Below are 16,655 nucleotides of genomic sequence, written 5' to 3'. Positions count from 1 at the left end.
CCTCGCATCATATCGTAACTCGCCGGTTCATTCTACAAAAGGCACGCTCTCACCCATTAACGGGCTCGAACTTGTTGTAGGCACACGGTTTCAGGTTCTATTTCACTCCCCTCCCGGGGTGCTTTTCACCTTTCCCTCACGGTACTGGTTCACTATCGGTCACTAGGGAGTATTTAGGGTTGGGAGATGGTCCTCCCAGATTCCGACGGGATTTCACGTGTCCCGCCGTACTCAGGATACTGCTAGGTACAAAGACTATTTTAAATACGAGGCTATTACTCTCTTTGGCTGATCTTCCCAAATCATTCTTCTATAGTCTTTGAGTCCACATTGCAGTCCTACAACCCCGAAGAGTAAACTCTTCGGTTTGCCCTCCTGCCGTTTCGCTCGCCGCTACTAAGGCAATCGCTTTTGCTTTCTCTTCCTGCAGCTACTTAGATGTTTCAGTTCACTGCGTCTTCCTCCTCACATCCTTAACAGATGCGGGTAACAGGTAGTACCTGTTGGGTTCCCCCATTCGGAAATCCCTGGATCATCGCTTACTTACAGCTACCCAAGGCATATCGTCGTTTGTCACGTCCTTCTTCGGCTCCTAGTGCCAAGGCATCCACCGTGCGCCCTTATTAACTTAACCTTATTTTTTGACCTTTCAGTCATAAACTCTTTTAATACTACAGCGTTTCGGTTTATTTTCTTGTTACTATTTGATATAGATATTCAATTTTCAATGTGCATTACTTGGTGATCTCTCACCAATGGAGCCTAGCGGGATCGAACCGCTGACCTCCTGCGTGCAAAGCAGGCGCTCTCCCAGCTGAGCTAAGGCCCCACAAGACCTCTCAAGACTAAACAAGACCAATGTGCAGTTCCTTATCCTTAGAAAGGAGGTGATCCAGCCGCACCTTCCGATACGGCTACCTTGTTACGACTTCACCCCAATCATCTATCCCACCTTAGGCGGCTGGCTCCTAAAAGGTTACCTCACCGACTTCGGGTGTTACAAACTCTCGTGGTGTGACGGGCGGTGTGTACAAGGCCCGGGAACGTATTCACCGCGGCGTGCTGATCCGCGATTACTAGCGATTCCGACTTCATGTAGGCGAGTTGCAGCCTACAATCCGAACTGAGACTGGCTTTAAGAGATTAGCTTGCCGTCACCGGCTTGCGACTCGTTGTACCAGCCATTGTAGCACGTGTGTAGCCCAGGTCATAAGGGGCATGATGATTTGACGTCATCCCCACCTTCCTCCGGTTTATTACCGGCAGTCTCGCTAGAGTGCCCAACTGAATGATGGCAACTAACAATAGGGGTTGCGCTCGTTGCGGGACTTAACCCAACATCTCACGACACGAGCTGACGACAACCATGCACCACCTGTCACCTCTGTCCCGAAGGAAAACTCTATCTCTAGAGCGGTCAGAGGGATGTCAAGACCTGGTAAGGTTCTTCGCGTTGCTTCGAATTAAACCACATGCTCCACCGCTTGTGCGGGCCCCCGTCAATTCCTTTGAGTTTCAACCTTGCGGTCGTACTCCCCAGGCGGAGTGCTTAATGCGTTAGCTGCGGCACTAAACCCCGGAAAGGGTCTAACACCTAGCACTCATCGTTTACGGCGTGGACTACCAGGGTATCTAATCCTGTTTGCTCCCCACGCTTTCGAGCCTCAGCGTCAGTTACAAGCCAGAGAGCCGCTTTCGCCACCGGTGTTCCTCCATATATCTACGCATTTCACCGCTACACATGGAATTCCACTCTCCCCTCTTGCACTCAAGTTAAACAGTTTCCAAAGCGTACTATGGTTAAGCCACAGCCTTTAACTTCAGACTTATCTAACCGCCTGCGCTCGCTTTACGCCCAATAAATCCGGACAACGCTCGGGACCTACGTATTACCGCGGCTGCTGGCACGTAGTTAGCCGTCCCTTTCTGGTAAGATACCGTCACAGTGTGAACTTTCCACTCTCACACTCATTCTTCTCTTACAACAGAGCTTTACGATCCGAAAACCTTCTTCACTCACGCGGCGTTGCTCGGTCAGACTTCCGTCCATTGCCGAAGATTCCCTACTGCTGCCTCCCGTAGGAGTCTGGGCCGTGTCTCAGTCCCAGTGTGGCCGATCACCCTCTCAGGTCGGCTATGTATCGTTGCCTTGGTGAGCCGTTACCTCACCAACTAGCTAATACAACGCAGGTCCATCTGGTAGTGATGCAATTGCACCTTTTAAGCAAATGTCATGCAACATCTACTCTTATGCGGTATTAGCTATCGTTTCCAATAGTTATCCCCCGCTACCAGGCAGGTTACCTACGCGTTACTCACCCGTTCGCAACTCATCCAGAGAAGCAAGCTCCTCCTTCAGCGTTCTACTTGCATGTATTAGGCACGCCGCCAGCGTTCGTCCTGAGCCAGGATCAAACTCTCATTAAAAGTTTGAGTTCTCACTCATTTCTGTCACTGACAGATTTATTGTTTTTTCATTGTTCAGTACTATAACTTCAGTTATAGTGCCCTGCACATTGGTTCGTCTTGTTCAGTTTTCAAAGGTCTTTGTCACTCATTCTCTCTCGAGCGACAACTATATTAGTATATCACAGCCACCTGTCTCTGTCAACAGATTTTTTAAACTTTTTTCAAGTTTTTTTAGCCGCAATACAACATAGTCCGTACGGGATTCGAACCCGTGTTACCGCCGTGAAAAGGCGGTGTCTTAACCCCTTGACCAACGGACCTGAGCTTTTCAACTCTTTCTATTATACCTACTTTTTTACCTTTGTCAAGGACTTTTTTCCTCTTTATCGAAATTCTGAAAAGATTAGGGAAAAGAGCCAGTTAAACTGACTCCCTTTATTTATCTTGCCAATTAGTTGCACGTTCCTCTCCCCACCAGTAAGGGATCAATTCGGCAACCTTAATTGTTTTTCTTGTTTCGTAGTTCATCATGAACTCTGCTTCTTTATTTTCAGCATTCAATTCTAAGAGAAATTCTCTGCAAGCGCCACAGGGCATACCTGATTCTTCGCCGTAAGGAGGTTTATCTCGAAAGGCAAGGATTTTCTTAACTTTGGTCTGTCCTGAAAATTGATACATATTGAAGAGAGCTGCTCGTTCTGCACAGAGATGAAAAACGCCACAAGTACCCTCCATACAAAATCCTGTAAAAATCTGACCATCTTCTGCTTCTACCGCAGCAACAACATGATTAGCATAAACAAAGTCAGAAACTTCATGGGGATTGAATAAGGTTCGTGCTTCTTCATACATTTTTTCCCATGTACCCATCGGAAGTCCTTTTTATTTAGAAATCTCTTTGAGCATGTTTTCAATATGCTGGATTGACTTTTCACGTCCGAGTAAGAAAATGGTGTCTGGTAATTCTGGTCCATGCATTTCACCTGAAACGGCAATACGAATCGGCATGAAGAGGTTTTTCCCTTTGATACCTGTTTCTTTTTGAACTGCTTTGATTTGTGGGAAGATGTTTTCTGTCACAAATTCTTCATCTGTCATTGCTTCTAGTTTCGCTTTGAAGGCTTCTAGAACAACCGGAACGGTTTCTCCTGCCATGACCTCACGCTCAGCGTCTGTCAACTCTGGGAAATCTGAGAAGAAAAGATCTGTCAATGGAACAATCTCGTCTACTGATTTCATTTGTGGTTTGTAGAGTTCTACCATTTTTTCAGATTTGTCAGTCAAACGCCCTGCTTCTTCTAGATAAGGTTTAGCCATTTCAAAGATGGTGGCAAGTTCTGCTCTCTTGATGTAGTCGTTGCTCATCCAGTCTAGTTTCTTCTGGTCAAAGGCTGCTGGAGACTTGCTGAGGCGGTTTTCGTCAAAGAGTTTAATCAATTCCTCACGAGAGAAAATTTCATCTTCGCCACCTGGATTCCAACCAAGAAGGGCAATAAAGTTAAAGACGGCTTCTGGCAAATAGCCTTTTTTACGGTAGTCTTCGATAAACTGAAGGGTGTTAGTATCCCGTTTAGACAATTTTTTACCCGTTTCAGAGTTGATGATCAAAGTCATGTGACCAAACTCAGGTGCTTCCCAACCAAGCGCTTCATAGACCATAAGTTGTTTTGGTGTATTAGCAATGTGGTCATCTCCACGGATAACATGAGAAATTTGCATATCGTGGTCATCAATAACAACAGCAAAGTTGTAAGTTGGGTAACCATCTTTCTTTTGAATTACCCAGTCACCACCGATATTACCACCTTCAAATTCGATATCGCCTTTGACCATGTCATGCCATTTGTAAATACCAGCTTCATTGACGGCTAAGCGAACGGTTGGGATGATACCAGCTGCTTCACGTTCTGCAATGTAAGCTGCTTTTTCTTCTTCGCTCATGCCAAGATATTCATTGATGTAACGTGGTGTTTCGCCAGCTGCTTCTTGGCGTTCGCGCTCAGCTGCCAACTCTTCTTCTGTAACGTAAGATTTGTAGGCTTTTCCTTCGGCTAGCAATTGGTCGATGTATTTTTGATAGAGTTCCAAACGCTCTGATTGGCGATAGTTTTCATGAGTTTCTGGACTTTCATCCCAGTCAATCCCCAACCAGCGAAGATTTTCAAGCTGTGAACGTTCTCCATCCTCAACATGGCGTTTACGGTCAGTATCTTCGATACGAATGATAAAAGTTCCACCATGATGGCGTGCGTAAAGGTAGTTGAATAATGCTGTACGGGCATTTCCGATGTGTAGTAGTCCTGTTGGACTTGGTGCGTAGCGTACGCGGATATCTTTTGACATAGTTTCTCCTATAAAGTCTCTAGGCGTCTGCCTTTTTGCTTTCTATATTATATCACAAGTCTCGCCTGAGTCCAATGTCTACGAATAAAGAGAGTAAAAAGAGTGGGCAAGCCACTCTTTTCTTCTATTATAGACGTGCGTTAAGCTCTTTGCTCAATTCTTCAAATCCTGGTTTTCCAAGAAGGGCAAACATGTTGCGTTTGTATGCTTCAACACCTGGTTGGTCAAATGGGTTGATGGCATTCAAGTAACCTGAAAGGGCAATTGCCAATTCGAAGAAGTAGATAGTGTAACCAAGAGTGAAAGCGTCTTGCTCAGGAAGAGTTACGTACATGTTTGGCACGTCACCGTCAGTGTGGGCAAGAAGAACACCGTCAGTTGCTTTTTTGTTTACAAAGTCAACGTCTTTTCCTTGAAGGTAACCAAGTCCGTCAAGGTCTTCTTCCAAAGTAGGAATGATCACGTTCTTACGTGGTTTGTCAACACGGACAACTGTTTCGAACATGATACGAGTTCCTTCTTGGATAAATTGACCAAGTGAGTGCAAGTCAGTTGAGAAGTTTGCTGAAGTTGGGTAGATCCCTTTTTGGTCTTTCCCTTCTGACTCACCAGCCAATTGTTTCCACCATTCTGAGAAGTATTGAAGTGATGGTTCGTAGTTTACCAAGATTTCAGTAGCGTAGCCTTTACGGTAAAGGATGTTACGAACTGCTGCATATTGGTATGCTTCGTTTTCAGCAATCTTGTCTGAAGTGTAGTCTTTACGAGCTGCATTCGCACCTTCCATAAGGGCTTTGATGTCTGCACCTGATGCTGCGATTGGAAGCAATCCAACTGCTGTCAATACTGAGAAGCGTCCACCGATGTCATCTGGAACCACAAATGTTTCCCAACCGTTGGCATCTGCTTCAACCTTAACAGCACCTTTTTGGCGGTCAGTTGTTGCGTAGATACGTTTGTTAGCTTCTTCTTGTCCGTATTTCTTAACCAAAAGTTCCTTGAAGACACGGAAAGCGATAGCTGGTTCTGTTGTTGTACCTGATTTAGAAATCACGTTTACTGAGAAGTCTTTGTCAGCTACGTACTCTACCAAGTCAGCAAGGTAAGTAGATGAGATTGAGTTTCCAGCGTAAAGGATTTGTGGCGCTTTACGTTCTTCTTTTGTTTGCAAGTTAGCAAAGTGGTGGTTCAAGAAGTCGATGGCTGCTTTGGCACCAAGGTAAGATCCACCGATACCGATTACAACCAAGACATCGCTATCTGATTTGATTTGCTCAGCAGCTTTCAAGATGCGGTCGAATTCTTCGCGGTCATAATTTTCAGGAAGGTCCAACCAACCCAAAAAGTCGCTACCAGCACCAGTTCCTTTACGGATCAATTCGTCTGCAGCTGTTACTTGTGCTTGCATGTATTCCACTTCATGTGGGGCAACAAATTTGTCTAAAACTTTTGAATAATCAAATTTAATATGTGACATGATAATCCTCCAAAATTTCTTCTTTTCTATCATAACGCTTACCTTCGATTTTTTCAAGCTTTTTTATTGAATTTGCCCAATTTTTATCAGAATTCAAACGTTTGCGTAAATTTGCTAAAATATAAAAAATCTGAAAGGACGAATAAAAACGGCTAGAGACTCTAACCGTTACAATTCATTTAATAAATACTCAAATAATTCTAAATTGCCATCTTCTTCATTGACCAGGAACTCTGGGTGCCACTGCAAACCGATAATGCGATGCTCATCGATAGACTCAATCGCTTCGATGGTCTGATCTCGAGGATCCACCGCTGTCACACGGAAATTAGGTGCCAGATCTTTGATACTTTGACGATGGACTGAGTTGACCTGACTTTCTTTGCCAAACAACTTAGCCACCACACTTCCTTCTACTGTCTCAATAGAATGAGAGGTTCCAAAAGGCAAGCCTTGCCAGTGACCTTCAATTTCTTGGTGGAGAGTGCCGCCAAAAGCAACATTGACAAGCTGAACACCACGGCAGATTGCCATAATTGGTTTATTCTGACGGAGCGCTTCTTTCAAGAGAGCTAGTTCAAACTCATCGCGTACAAGGTTGTAATCATCGCTCTCAATAGTCTTTTTCTCTCCATAAAACTGGGGATGGACATTTTGTCCACCTGTCAAGATGAGTTTGTCAATCATTTCTACATAATCGCGCACAATGGACTCATCCCCTACAGGAATTACTAAAGGAAGACCACCGACTTGACGAATGCTCTCTGCAAATTTACAGGATACAGATGAGTGAATGTTTTTCCCTTCTGCATCTACAGGACATAGATTTGCAGCAACTCCTACAACCGTTCTAGCCATGATGTGTCTCCTTTCGATTTTCTTGCGACAGTCTTATCTTATCACTCCAACCCTTTCCTGTCTAATATGTTTTTTTAAAGACCGTGATAAGTATTTTTTATGGACAAGAAAAAGCTGCCCAACGAGGACAACTTCTTTTTTATTCGAAGACAAATTGATTGTGATACAGTTCCGAGTAGAAACCGCCGAGTTTGAGCAACTCGTGATGATTTCCACGTTCAATAACCTCTCCATCTTTGAGGACAATAATCTGATCGGCATTGAGGATGGTCTTGAGACGATGGGCAATGACAAAACTGGTTCGTCCTGCTACAACTGCCTCCATGGCATGTTGAATCTTGCTTTCTGTTACGGTATCCACATTGGAAGTCGCTTCATCTAAAATTAAGACTTGAGGATCTGTCATCAAGGTCCGAGCGATGGAAATCAATTGTTTCTGCCCAGTCGAGAAGATATTTTGCTCATCATCAATAAGGGTATCATACTTGTCAGGCAAGCTTTCGATATAGTCATGAATATGAGTTGCCTTGGTAGCTGCTTCGACCATTTCCTGACTGGCATCTGGCACACCAAAGCGGATATTGTCCCGAATCGTTCCACTAAACAAGACCGAATCCTGCAAGACAATCCCGACCTTGCTCCGCAGACTGTCCAAGTCGTAGTCACGGATGTCTTTGCCATCAAAAGAAATGCTACCTGCATCCACATCGTAGAAGCGATTGATAAGGTTCATGATGGTCGTTTTCCCTGAACCAGTCGGACCGACAACTGCTATCATCTGCCCCTTAGGAGCTGAAATGCTAACATCTTTTAAAATCGGCTTGTCTGGCACATAAGAGAAATCAATATGACTGATTTCAACACCTTCTCGCAATTCCGTAAAGGCAGGCGCATTTTGCGGACGAATCTCTTCTTCTGCATCGAACATTTCTTGGATACGATCCGCTCCAGTAAAGGCCAACTGGAGGCTCCCCCAACTCGCAGCCACCTGGATAATTGGCTGGTAGTACTGCTGAGAAAATTGGGTAAACATGACGATCAAACCTAGGGCTGTCGTTGTTTCGATACTTGGATCGTTCAGCAGGACCGCAGAACCTGCAAAAATAACGATGGCCGTATTGACCAAGCTCATCCCATTCATAACAGGAAACAGGATGCCTGAGAACATTCTCCCTTTAAAGGTTGCCTTGCGCACGCGCTCATTTTGCTCCACAAAGCCTGCTACGATGTCATCTTGAATTCCTTGTACGATAACAGCTTTCTGTCCAGAAATACTCTCGTCCATGTAGGCATTGAGTTTCCCAACCTCTTTTTGCTGGAGATTGGTGTACTTGCGGGCCATTTTCACGATGAAGACCAACATGAGAAAGGCTACTGGGGTGCTAGCTACTGTTATCAGGGCTAGTGTCACATTTCTTGAAAACATGACAAAAATCAAACCGATGTAAAGAGCAATATTGCTCATGACCTGAACTAAGCTTTCATTGAAGGCTTGAAGGATGTTGTCCAAGTCACTCGTGAAGCGAGAAAGGATGTCGCCATCCTGATGGCGGTCAAAGAAAGAAACGGTCAAACGAGAAAGTTTGCCAAAGAGGCCCTTACGCATCTCATTTGTTGACTCAGCAATCACACGGGTCATCAAGGTCATGTAAATCAAACTGGATACCACTAAGGCGAGAACAACAAGAGCTAGATTCAGCATCAGAGCTGACAAACTCTGCCAGGCTAGTTCGGAAGTTCCATTTTGATAAGCTAGAACTAGGTTAGCGAGCTCCGTCACTGCTTGACCTGAAAAAACTGGAAAGAGGGCTTGGGCAATCGTCGCAACTGCAACCATCAGAATCACAATGACAAAGGAGAACTTGTAAACTTTAAAATAATTCCAGAAAAATCGAACGGTTTTCATTTTATTCCTCCTTTCCCTTTTGTGTTTCGTAGATTTCGCGGTAGACGGCATTATTAGCTACCAAGTCTGCATGCCTTCCTTCTCCAATCAAGCGTCCTTGGTCCAAGACCAAAATCTTGTCCGCATGGACGACTGAACTGATCTTTTGAGCGATGATAATGGTTGTCGTCCCTTTCAGGTCTTTATTCAAAGCTTCCTGCACGAGTCTCTCTGACTTAGCATCCAAGGCTGAAGTCGAATCGTCAAAAATCAGGATACGGGGATTGCTGACAATCCCACGGGCAATGGACATCCGTTGCTTTTGTCCACCAGAAAAGTTGGTGCCACGTTCTTCGACCTGACTCTCAAATTTGTTTTCCATACGCCCGATAAATTCACTGGCTTGAGCAATTCGTGCTGCACGTTCCATTTCTGACACGCTGGCATTGCCTTTCCCTTGACGGAGATTATCTGCAATGGTCCCGCTAAAGAGAATAGCACGTTGCAAGACGATGGAAACTGTTTTACGCAAGGTTCCCTCGCTGACGTCTCGAATATCCTTGCCTCCAATCTTGATAGATCCCTCCTGTGGATCAAAAAGTCGTGGAATTAACTGAGCTAGAGTGGACTTCCCTGCTCCAGTCGCACCAACCACACCGACCATCTGACCAGGCGCAATTTCAAAGGTTACATTCTTCAGCATAGGCTCATCGTCATTGGGATAGGTAAAGGTCACATTTTCAAAAGAGAGACTTCCTTCTAACTCTTCATCCGGGAGATCTTTAAAGGTCATCGCTGGCTCGGTATCTAGAATCTCGCGGATACGACGCAAGGAAATCATGGCACGACTGACAGAATTTCCTAAAAATCCAACCATGATAATGGTAAAGATAATCTGGCTGAGATAGTTGATAAAGGAAGCAATCGAGCCCACTACAGACGGATCTGACTGAGCCATACCTGCCACCAACCAGATAGAGAGGAAGACTGCCCCATAGCCGACTAGCATCATAACGGGTTCTATAACTGAGAAGGCATAACCGATATAAAGATTTTGGCCGAGAAGTTCATCAGAAACCTCTGTAAATTTGTCAAATTGTGCTTTTTCTTGTACAAAGGATTTAACTACACGCACACCACGTAGATTTTCCTTGGCGATAGCATTGATCCGTTCAAGAAGGGTTTGAAACTTAGCAAATCGTGGCCCCATCATCCCCATCATGATGGCAGTTAGTGCAAAGATTAGGAGCACCATGAGGACAATCACCCACCAAAGTGATGGAAGAGTGTGAACCGCCAAGATAAAGGAACCGATAAAGAGAAGAGGGAGACGGAAGAGGATTTGAAAAGCCATCATCACCACGTTCTGAATTTGGTTGATATCATTGGTCATTCGGACGACAAGATTACCCGCATTAAACTGCTCGATATTGGCATAAGAAAAAGTCTGGATCTTGCAAAAAGCGTCTTCACGAAGGTCCGAAGACACTCCTTGAGCAATGTAGGCTGCAAGTGTTACATTGACCCCACCTGCAACCAGACCGACTAGGGCTACTCCTATCAGCCAAGCGCCAATACTATAAATAGCCTCATTTTGACCGGCCAACAAAGCCTCTAACACCTCTTGCAAATAGCGCGGTTGCAAGAGCGAGCTCGCAACCATCAAGCCTGTCATCATTAAGGATGCCAAGGCCTGCCATTTATAGGTTTTTATTTTTTTAATGAGCATATTTCCTCCTAATAAAATAGATAAAGGGAGCGACATCCTGCGTCAGCTCCTTCTCATTCGTTCATATTGATGCTATTCTAGCAAAAAAGAGGCATCTTGTCAAAGAAGTCTCCTTATTATAAATTAGTTCGCTTTCATCTACAGGTGATGCATGAAAAGGCTTTTTATGGTAAAATGGAAGGAAGAACTCTTACAAGGAGGAAAAGATGAAGAAACAAACCATCGCTGTCTTGGGTCCTGGTTCTTGGGGAACTGCCCTTTCGCAGGTCCTAAACGACAATGGACACGAGGTTCGAATTTGGGGAAATATTTCTGACCAAATCGATGAAATCAATAACCAGCATACAAACAAACGCTATTTCAAAGATATCCTACTCGACGAAAAAATCAAAGCCTATCATGACTTGGAAGAAACACTAAAGGGTGTAGATGCTGTTTTATTTGTAGTCCCAACAAAAGTAACGAGACTGGTTGCCCAACAAGTAGCAAAGGTGCTCGATCACAAGGTTGTCATCATGCACGCCTCCAAAGGATTGGAACCAGATAGCCACAAACGCCTATCGACTATTCTTGAAGAGGAAATTCCAGCCGACCTTCGTAGTGAAGTCGTTGTTGTTTCAGGACCTAGCCATGCTGAGGAAACGATTGTACGGGATATTACCTTGATCACTGCAGCCTCTAAAGACCTTGAAACTGCTCAGTACGTCCAAAATCTCTTTAGCAATCACTACTTCCGTCTCTATACTAATACGGATGTTATCGGAGTTGAAACCGCTGGTGCTCTTAAAAACATCATTGCAGTTGGTGCAGGTGCATTACATGGACTAGGGTTTGGCGACAATGCCAAGGCAGCTATCATTGCCCGTGGCTTGGCTGAAATCACCCGTCTAGGGGTCGCTCTTGGAGCTAATCCTCTGACTTATAGCGGCCTTTCTGGAGTTGGAGATTTGATTGTAACGGGGACATCTGTCCACTCTCGTAACTGGAGAGCCGGTGATGCTCTCGGTCGTGGAGAATCCCTCGCAGACATCGAAGCAAACATGGGTATGGTCATCGAAGGCATTTCAACAACTCGAGCAGCTTACGAACTGGCTCAGGAATTGGGTGTCTACATGCCAATCACACAGGCTATTTACCGAGTCATCTACGAAGGTGTCAATATCAAAGAAGCAATCACTGACATCATGAGCAATGAATTTAAAGCAGAAAACGAATGGTCATAGACCTTTATAGAAAGGAACATCATGAAACAAAAAGTCAGAAAAGCAGTCATCCCAGCCGCTGGATTGGGAACACGCTTCCTCCCAGCAACTAAGGCCTTGGCCAAGGAAATGTTGCCAATCGTAGACAAGCCCACTATCCAGTTTATCGTTGAAGAAGCCCTCAAGTCTGGAATCGAAGACATTTTGGTTGTTACGGGTAAGTCAAAACGTTCTATTGAGGACCACTTCGACTCAAACTTCGAATTGGAATATAACCTCAAAGAAAAAGGGAAAACAGATCTTTTGAAGCTGGTTGATGAGACAACTGGCATGCGCCTGCATTTTATCCGTCAAACACATCCACGTGGTCTCGGAGATGCTGTTTTGCAAGCCAAGGCTTTCGTTGGAAATGAACCTTTTGTCGTTATGCTTGGTGATGACTTGATGGATATCACAGACGAAAAGGCTGTTCCACTTACCAAACAACTCATGGATGACTACGAGCGTACCCACGCGTCTACTATCGCTGTCATGCCAGTCCCTCACGACGAAGTCTCTGCTTACGGGGTTATTGCTCCGCAAGGCGAAGGAAAAGACGGTCTTTACAGCGTTGAAACCTTCGTTGAAAAACCAGCGCCAGAGGATGCTCCTAGCGACCTTGCTATTATCGGACGCTACCTCCTCACTCCTGAAATTTTCCAAATCCTTGAGAACCAGACTCCAGGTGCAGGAAATGAAATTCAGCTGACAGATGCAATCGATACCCTCAATAAAACACAACGTGTATTTGCTCGTGAGTTCAAAGGGGCTCGTTACGATGTCGGAGACAAGTTTGGCTTTATGAAAACATCCATCGACTACGCTCTCAAACACCCACAAGTCAAAGATGACTTGAAAGACTACCTCATCCAACTCGGGAAAGAGTTAGCTGAGGGGGAATAGAGGAAAAACAATGCTCTTAAAGAAGGGCTTTGTTTTTTTGTTGAAGTTTGCAATAAAAAAAGTCATCTTTGCAGATGACTTATTAGCAACCGAATCGGTGCTCGCTTTTTTAAGTTGTGTACGGACAAAGCCTTATTTTAACTTGCTGTGTTGTTTCGAATGGTTCCAAAACTTTTTTGTATGATATAACAGAATATTTTAAAAATGAAGGGGATTTCTATGGAGATCGATGTGTTTTTTGATTATTATTTAAAATCACTTAGGTTCTATTTTGGTGATAGGTGTAAGGATATTGGATTTATAAAGTTTTTCAAAGATGAAAACAATAGTTTTATTACCATAGAGGATTATGTTTTAGAAGCATTAGTAATATTGTCAAATATTTTGAGTAAGGAGAGGATTGTGTTTTCTTGTGGATTTATTCATAGCAAGGGGGTAGTTACTGGAGTAGAAGTATGTATGAATGTATTAGAGTTAGAAAGATTAAATAATTTGTATAAGATATAGTTTTGAAGAATATTAAAAAACATTAGGTAAACTGTCTATGTAGGATGTGCGGAGTTGATAGTATCAATATTTCCTAGTTATAGAGCTATGTTGTTTCGAATGGTTCCAATCTACATAAAAAGCTACTCATTTTTTGAGTAGCTTTTTAACTATCTCCCCTACACATAGTTCATTCCCTTATAGCAAAGGAAAATGGCTAGTGCGATAAAAAGTACAGTTGCTCCGATTCGCTGGCTAGTACTGTACATCCTTCTCTCCCATTTGACTGGGAAGATGACTGCTAGAAAGGCACCGCCTACTGCACCGCCAATATGCCCTGCTAGGCTGATTCCTGGAATCAGAACACTTCCAATGATATTTATCACGAAAAGCGTCAGGTAGGATTGCCCCAACTGCTGGATATAGGGGCTGCGAGTTGCGTAACGCAGGACGATAATCGCAGCAAATAACCCGTAGAGAGAAGTGGATGCTCCAGCTGCGACAACTTTCGGTGTAAATGCAAACACAAAGAGATTGCCCATCATTCCTGATAAGAGATAGAGAAAGAAAAACTGCTTAGAACCGAAAATCTCCTCCACCTGTCGTCCAAGAAAGTAGAGCGAAATCATATTGACAATGAAATGCTCCCATCCAATATGCACAAATATAGCCGAAAATAGGCGCCAAATCTGCTCAGGGAATAGGCGAATGATCGGTCCATACATAGCTCCAAACTGAAGCAAGGTATCCGCTCGTTCAAAATTTAAACCTGTAAGAACCAACATCAAGAGAAATACCAATGCGGTTACTAGGAGGAAAAAGCTAGTCACAGGATAACGTTTATCAAAGATTTCCTTCATAGGTTAGCACCTCCTGTACGGGAATATCATGGTTTTCAAAGTTAAACTCCTGAATTTGACAAGGATAAACCGTACTCAAAGTATGACCAGTAAAATGTTCTAGATAGCGGTCATAGTAGCCTCCACCATACCCGATCCGATAGCCTTCTGTCGTAAAATCTAGCCCTGGAACATGAATCAAATCAATCTGAGACGGTTCCACCACTTCCAAGTCTCCTTGCGGTTCCAGTAAACCAAAGGAAGTTTTTGCCAACTGCTGCGGATGATAGACCACAAATTCCATGCGCCCCTTGGGATAGGTTTTGGGTATCAGAACCTTTTTGCCGTCCTTCAGTACCCGCTCGATCAGTTCTTGCGTTTGAAATTCATGAGGAAAGGAGAGATAGGTTGCGATGACCTTAGCTTCTTGGTAAAAAGGGTGTTGTAAGAAACGCTCAGTTAAAGCTCGATCCATAGCCTGTTTTTGCTCCTGAGATAGAGTCTTCATTTCTTGCAAAATTTTCTTGCGTAGTTCTGCTTTCATAGACAATTCCTCTACTCTGCTGCCTTCTTTTTCAAGAAACTAGAGACCGCATCTACCCCAATGGCTAAGGCTTCTTCCTTAGGACTCATCTGAGGGTGATGAAGGGCATAGGGACTATCGATACCTAGCCAGAACATAACGCCGTCTACCTTCGAAAGGAGATAACCAAAGTCCTCACCAGTCATAGCTGGCTCGATATCAATCAACTCAATCCCATCTTTCTCTTCAAAAAAGTCCATCAGTTCACGCGCCAAGGCTGGATTGTTCTCAACAGGTAGGTAGCCTCCTTGCTTGAGTTCTACTTCGACTTCCATATCAAAGGCTGCTGCAACCCCTTCTGCGACTGTCTTGACTCTTTTTTGTACCAAGAGGCTCATGTCCTGAGTCAAGGCGCGAATGGTTCCATGCAAAAAGGCTGTGTCTGTAATGACATTGTTGGTTGTTCCAGCTTGGAAAACACCAAAGGTCACCACCGCTCCCTCGATGGGATTGACATTGCGACTGACAACTGACTGCACCTGGGTTACAAAGTAACTAGCAGCCACCAAGGCGTCATTGGCTTCATGCGGAAAAGCTGCGTGTCCTCCTTTTCCTTTGAAACGAACCTTCACCTCACAAGTCCCTGCAAAGAGTGTATGAGTGTTGGTCGCAATCTGTCCGACCTTCAGATCCGGACGAACATGGAGACCATAAAATTGGTCTGGCAACCAATTTCCAAAAGCACCATCCTCATACATGAGCATCCCACCAGCTTCATTTTCTTCAGCAGGCTGAAATAGGAAGAGCAAATTATTCTTGGGTTGCTCCTCCAGGGCGCGTTCGAGACAGCCTAAGGCAATAGTCATATGAAAATCATGGCCACAGGCATGCATGCGACCTTGGTGCTGAGAAGCAAAAGGTAGACCTGTTTGTTCAACGATAGGCAGACCATCAATGTCTGTTCGCCAACCAATGGTTCGTTCCGGCTGACTTCCCTGCAGGTAGACCAAAATCCCTGTTCGCCAAGTACGAACCTGAACAAAATACTTGCCCGCAGTCAATTTCTCAATCACATCCAGCAAATAAGCCTGAGTCTTGAACTCCTCCAAGCCAATCTCTGGAATCTGGTGTAAATCTCGTCTAGTCTGAATCAAATCTAACATCTATCTGTCCTCCTATATAGCAGAAAGAGGCTGGAAAAAGGGTTCCGCCTCTTTTTTACTTTTACAATTACAAGGTACGAAGCGCATCCTCAAGCGCTGTTTTTTGTTGGGTTTGGGCATCAATTTCTTTGATGATACGAGCCGGAACACCTGCTACCACCACATTTTCTGGAACATCTTGGGTAACGATAGCTCCTGCTGCGACAACTGAACCACTACCGATTTGAACTCCTTCGATGACCACTGCATTAGCACCGATAAGAACATTATCTCCGACACGGACTGGTTCAGCACTAGCTGGCTCAATCACACCTGCCAAAACTGCACCTGCACCAACGTGGCTGTTTTTTCCAACAATAGCGCGACCACCAAGGATAGCACCCATGTCAATCATGGTTCCTGCACCAATTTCAGCACCGATATTGATAACTGCTCCCATCATGATAACAGCATTGTCACCAATTTCCACCTGGTCACGGATAATCGCACCTGGCTCGATACGAGCGTTGATCGCACGTTTGTCTAGCAAAGGAACTGCAGAATTACGAGCATCTTGCTCGACAACATAGTCTTGATTTTCTACTAAACCTTCAAGAAGCGGAGCCACGTCCTTCCAGTCTCCGAATAAAACATTTCCTAGTTTGACAACAGAGCTAGGCACAGCAGATGCGAGTTGCCCCTCAAAGGTTACTTTGACACTGGTTTTCTTTTCAGCATTGGCGATAAATTGGATAATTTCTTGAGCGTTCATTTTTGTAGCAGTCATAGGTGCCTCCTGGTTCGTTATAATGATACCTAT

At 44.4% G+C, this 16,655-nt stretch carries 13 protein-coding genes, 2 tRNA genes and 2 rRNA genes (1 of these 17 cut by a window edge); 3 read left to right on the top strand and 14 right to left on the bottom strand.

What is annotated here, in order from left to right:
* The 10 genes from DG474_RS00690 to DG474_RS00645 all read right to left on the bottom strand — a co-directional run.
* Positions 1–634, bottom strand: a 23S ribosomal RNA gene (locus DG474_RS00690) (it extends 2,269 nt beyond the left edge of the window).
* Positions 635–756: 122 nt separating this feature from the next.
* A tRNA-Ala gene (locus tag DG474_RS00685) sits at positions 757–829 on the bottom strand.
* A gap of 51 nt (positions 830–880) precedes the next feature.
* Positions 881–2,427, bottom strand: a 16S ribosomal RNA gene (locus tag DG474_RS00680).
* The 16S and 23S rRNA genes sit together here with 2 tRNA genes alongside, the layout of an rRNA operon.
* Positions 2,428–2,657: 230 nt before the next feature.
* A tRNA-Glu gene (locus DG474_RS00675) sits at positions 2,658–2,729 on the bottom strand.
* A gap of 115 nt (positions 2,730–2,844) precedes the next feature.
* Complete coding sequence (locus tag DG474_RS00670; RefSeq protein ID WP_255778302.1) at positions 2,845–3,279, bottom strand: cytidine deaminase family protein; 435 nt, start codon at positions 3,277–3,279, stop codon at positions 2,845–2,847.
* 12 nt (positions 3,280–3,291) lie between these two features.
* A complete protein-coding gene (gene gltX, locus DG474_RS00665; RefSeq protein ID WP_255778301.1) occupies positions 3,292–4,752 on the bottom strand; it encodes a glutamate--tRNA ligase in 1,461 nt (486 codons plus the stop codon).
* Positions 4,753–4,879: 127 nt separating this feature from the next.
* On the bottom strand, positions 4,880–6,229 hold the full coding sequence (locus DG474_RS00660) for a glucose-6-phosphate isomerase (RefSeq protein ID WP_000018244.1): 1,350 nt from the start codon (positions 6,227–6,229) through the stop codon (positions 4,880–4,882).
* 168 nt (positions 6,230–6,397) lie between these two features.
* A complete protein-coding gene (locus tag DG474_RS00655) occupies positions 6,398–7,087 on the bottom strand; it encodes a gamma-glutamyl-gamma-aminobutyrate hydrolase family protein (RefSeq protein ID WP_173259629.1) in 690 nt (229 codons plus the stop codon).
* Positions 7,088–7,226: 139 nt separating this feature from the next.
* Positions 7,227–8,993 (bottom strand): ABC transporter ATP-binding protein, encoded by a 1,767-nt coding sequence (locus tag DG474_RS00650; protein ID WP_255778300.1) that lies wholly within the window; start codon positions 8,991–8,993, stop codon positions 7,227–7,229.
* A gap of 1 nt (position 8,994) precedes the next feature.
* On the bottom strand, positions 8,995–10,701 hold the full coding sequence (locus DG474_RS00645) for an ABC transporter ATP-binding protein (protein WP_255778299.1): 1,707 nt from the start codon (positions 10,699–10,701) through the stop codon (positions 8,995–8,997).
* A gap of 206 nt (positions 10,702–10,907) precedes the next feature.
* On the opposite strand from DG474_RS00645, the gene DG474_RS00640 reads away from it, so the two are divergent.
* From DG474_RS00640 to DG474_RS00630, 3 genes are all read left to right on the top strand, one after another.
* Positions 10,908–11,924, top strand: coding sequence for an NAD(P)H-dependent glycerol-3-phosphate dehydrogenase (locus DG474_RS00640; protein ID WP_255778298.1), 1,017 nt, complete (start codon positions 10,908–10,910; stop codon positions 11,922–11,924).
* A 21-nt stretch (positions 11,925–11,945) separates the two neighbouring features.
* Entirely contained in the window at positions 11,946–12,845 is a 900-nt protein-coding gene (gene galU, locus DG474_RS00635; protein WP_000811023.1) for a UTP--glucose-1-phosphate uridylyltransferase GalU, read from the top strand.
* Positions 12,846–13,064: 219 nt separating this feature from the next.
* On the top strand, positions 13,065–13,352 hold the full coding sequence (locus DG474_RS00630) for a hypothetical protein (RefSeq protein WP_084859229.1): 288 nt from the start codon (positions 13,065–13,067) through the stop codon (positions 13,350–13,352).
* 158 nt (positions 13,353–13,510) lie between these two features.
* Here the strand turns inward: DG474_RS00630 and DG474_RS00625 are convergent, their stop codons facing one another.
* The 4 genes from DG474_RS00625 to dapD form a co-directional block, all read right to left on the bottom strand.
* Entirely contained in the window at positions 13,511–14,191 is a 681-nt protein-coding gene (locus DG474_RS00625) for a rhomboid family intramembrane serine protease (RefSeq protein ID WP_255778297.1), read from the bottom strand.
* The gene (locus DG474_RS00620) at positions 14,175–14,714 is read right to left on the bottom strand and encodes a 5-formyltetrahydrofolate cyclo-ligase (protein WP_255778296.1); all 540 of its coding nucleotides are present in this window, start codon (positions 14,712–14,714) and stop codon (positions 14,175–14,177) included. The genes DG474_RS00625 and DG474_RS00620 overlap by 17 nt, the downstream gene beginning before the upstream one ends.
* An 11-nt stretch (positions 14,715–14,725) precedes the next feature.
* Entirely contained in the window at positions 14,726–15,856 is a 1,131-nt protein-coding gene (locus DG474_RS00615; RefSeq protein WP_255778295.1) for an N-acetyldiaminopimelate deacetylase, read from the bottom strand.
* Between the two features lie 67 nt (positions 15,857–15,923).
* The gene (gene dapD, locus DG474_RS00610) at positions 15,924–16,622 is read right to left on the bottom strand and encodes a 2,3,4,5-tetrahydropyridine-2,6-dicarboxylate N-acetyltransferase (RefSeq protein ID WP_139658247.1); all 699 of its coding nucleotides are present in this window, start codon (positions 16,620–16,622) and stop codon (positions 15,924–15,926) included.
* Between the last annotated feature and the right edge of the window lie 33 nt (positions 16,623–16,655).

The sequence above is a fragment of the Streptococcus oralis genome (assembly GCF_024399415.1).
Classification (GTDB): Bacteria; Bacillota; Bacilli; order Lactobacillales; family Streptococcaceae; genus Streptococcus; species Streptococcus oralis_CS.
The sequence above is the reverse complement of the archived record's forward strand: the minus strand, read 5'-3'. Positions and strand labels throughout refer to the sequence as shown.

Coding starts and splice junctions, on each gene's coding strand:
- DG474_RS00620 (WP_255778296.1), bottom strand. CDS start 14,714: ATGAAAGCAGAACTACGCAAGAAAATTTTGCAAGAAATGAAGACTCTA.
- DG474_RS00650 (WP_255778300.1), bottom strand. CDS start 8,993: ATGAAAACCGTTCGATTTTTCTGGAATTATTTTAAAGTTTACAAGTTC.
- DG474_RS00655 (WP_173259629.1), bottom strand. CDS start 7,087: ATGGCTAGAACGGTTGTAGGAGTTGCTGCAAATCTATGTCCTGTAGAT.
- gltX (WP_255778301.1), bottom strand. CDS start 4,752: ATGTCAAAAGATATCCGCGTACGCTACGCACCAAGTCCAACAGGACTA.
- DG474_RS00625 (WP_255778297.1), bottom strand. CDS start 14,191: ATGAAGGAAATCTTTGATAAACGTTATCCTGTGACTAGCTTTTTCCTC.
- DG474_RS00660 (WP_000018244.1), bottom strand. CDS start 6,229: ATGTCACATATTAAATTTGATTATTCAAAAGTTTTAGACAAATTTGTT.
- dapD (WP_139658247.1), bottom strand. CDS start 16,622: ATGACTGCTACAAAAATGAACGCTCAAGAAATTATCCAATTTATCGCC.
- galU (WP_000811023.1), top strand. CDS start 11,946: ATGAAACAAAAAGTCAGAAAAGCAGTCATCCCAGCCGCTGGATTGGGA.
- DG474_RS00630 (WP_084859229.1), top strand. CDS start 13,065: ATGGAGATCGATGTGTTTTTTGATTATTATTTAAAATCACTTAGGTTC.
- DG474_RS00645 (WP_255778299.1), bottom strand. CDS start 10,701: ATGCTCATTAAAAAAATAAAAACCTATAAATGGCAGGCCTTGGCATCC.
- DG474_RS00615 (WP_255778295.1), bottom strand. CDS start 15,856: ATGTTAGATTTGATTCAGACTAGACGAGATTTACACCAGATTCCAGAG.
- DG474_RS00670 (WP_255778302.1), bottom strand. CDS start 3,279: ATGGGTACATGGGAAAAAATGTATGAAGAAGCACGAACCTTATTCAAT.
- DG474_RS00640 (WP_255778298.1), top strand. CDS start 10,908: ATGAAGAAACAAACCATCGCTGTCTTGGGTCCTGGTTCTTGGGGAACT.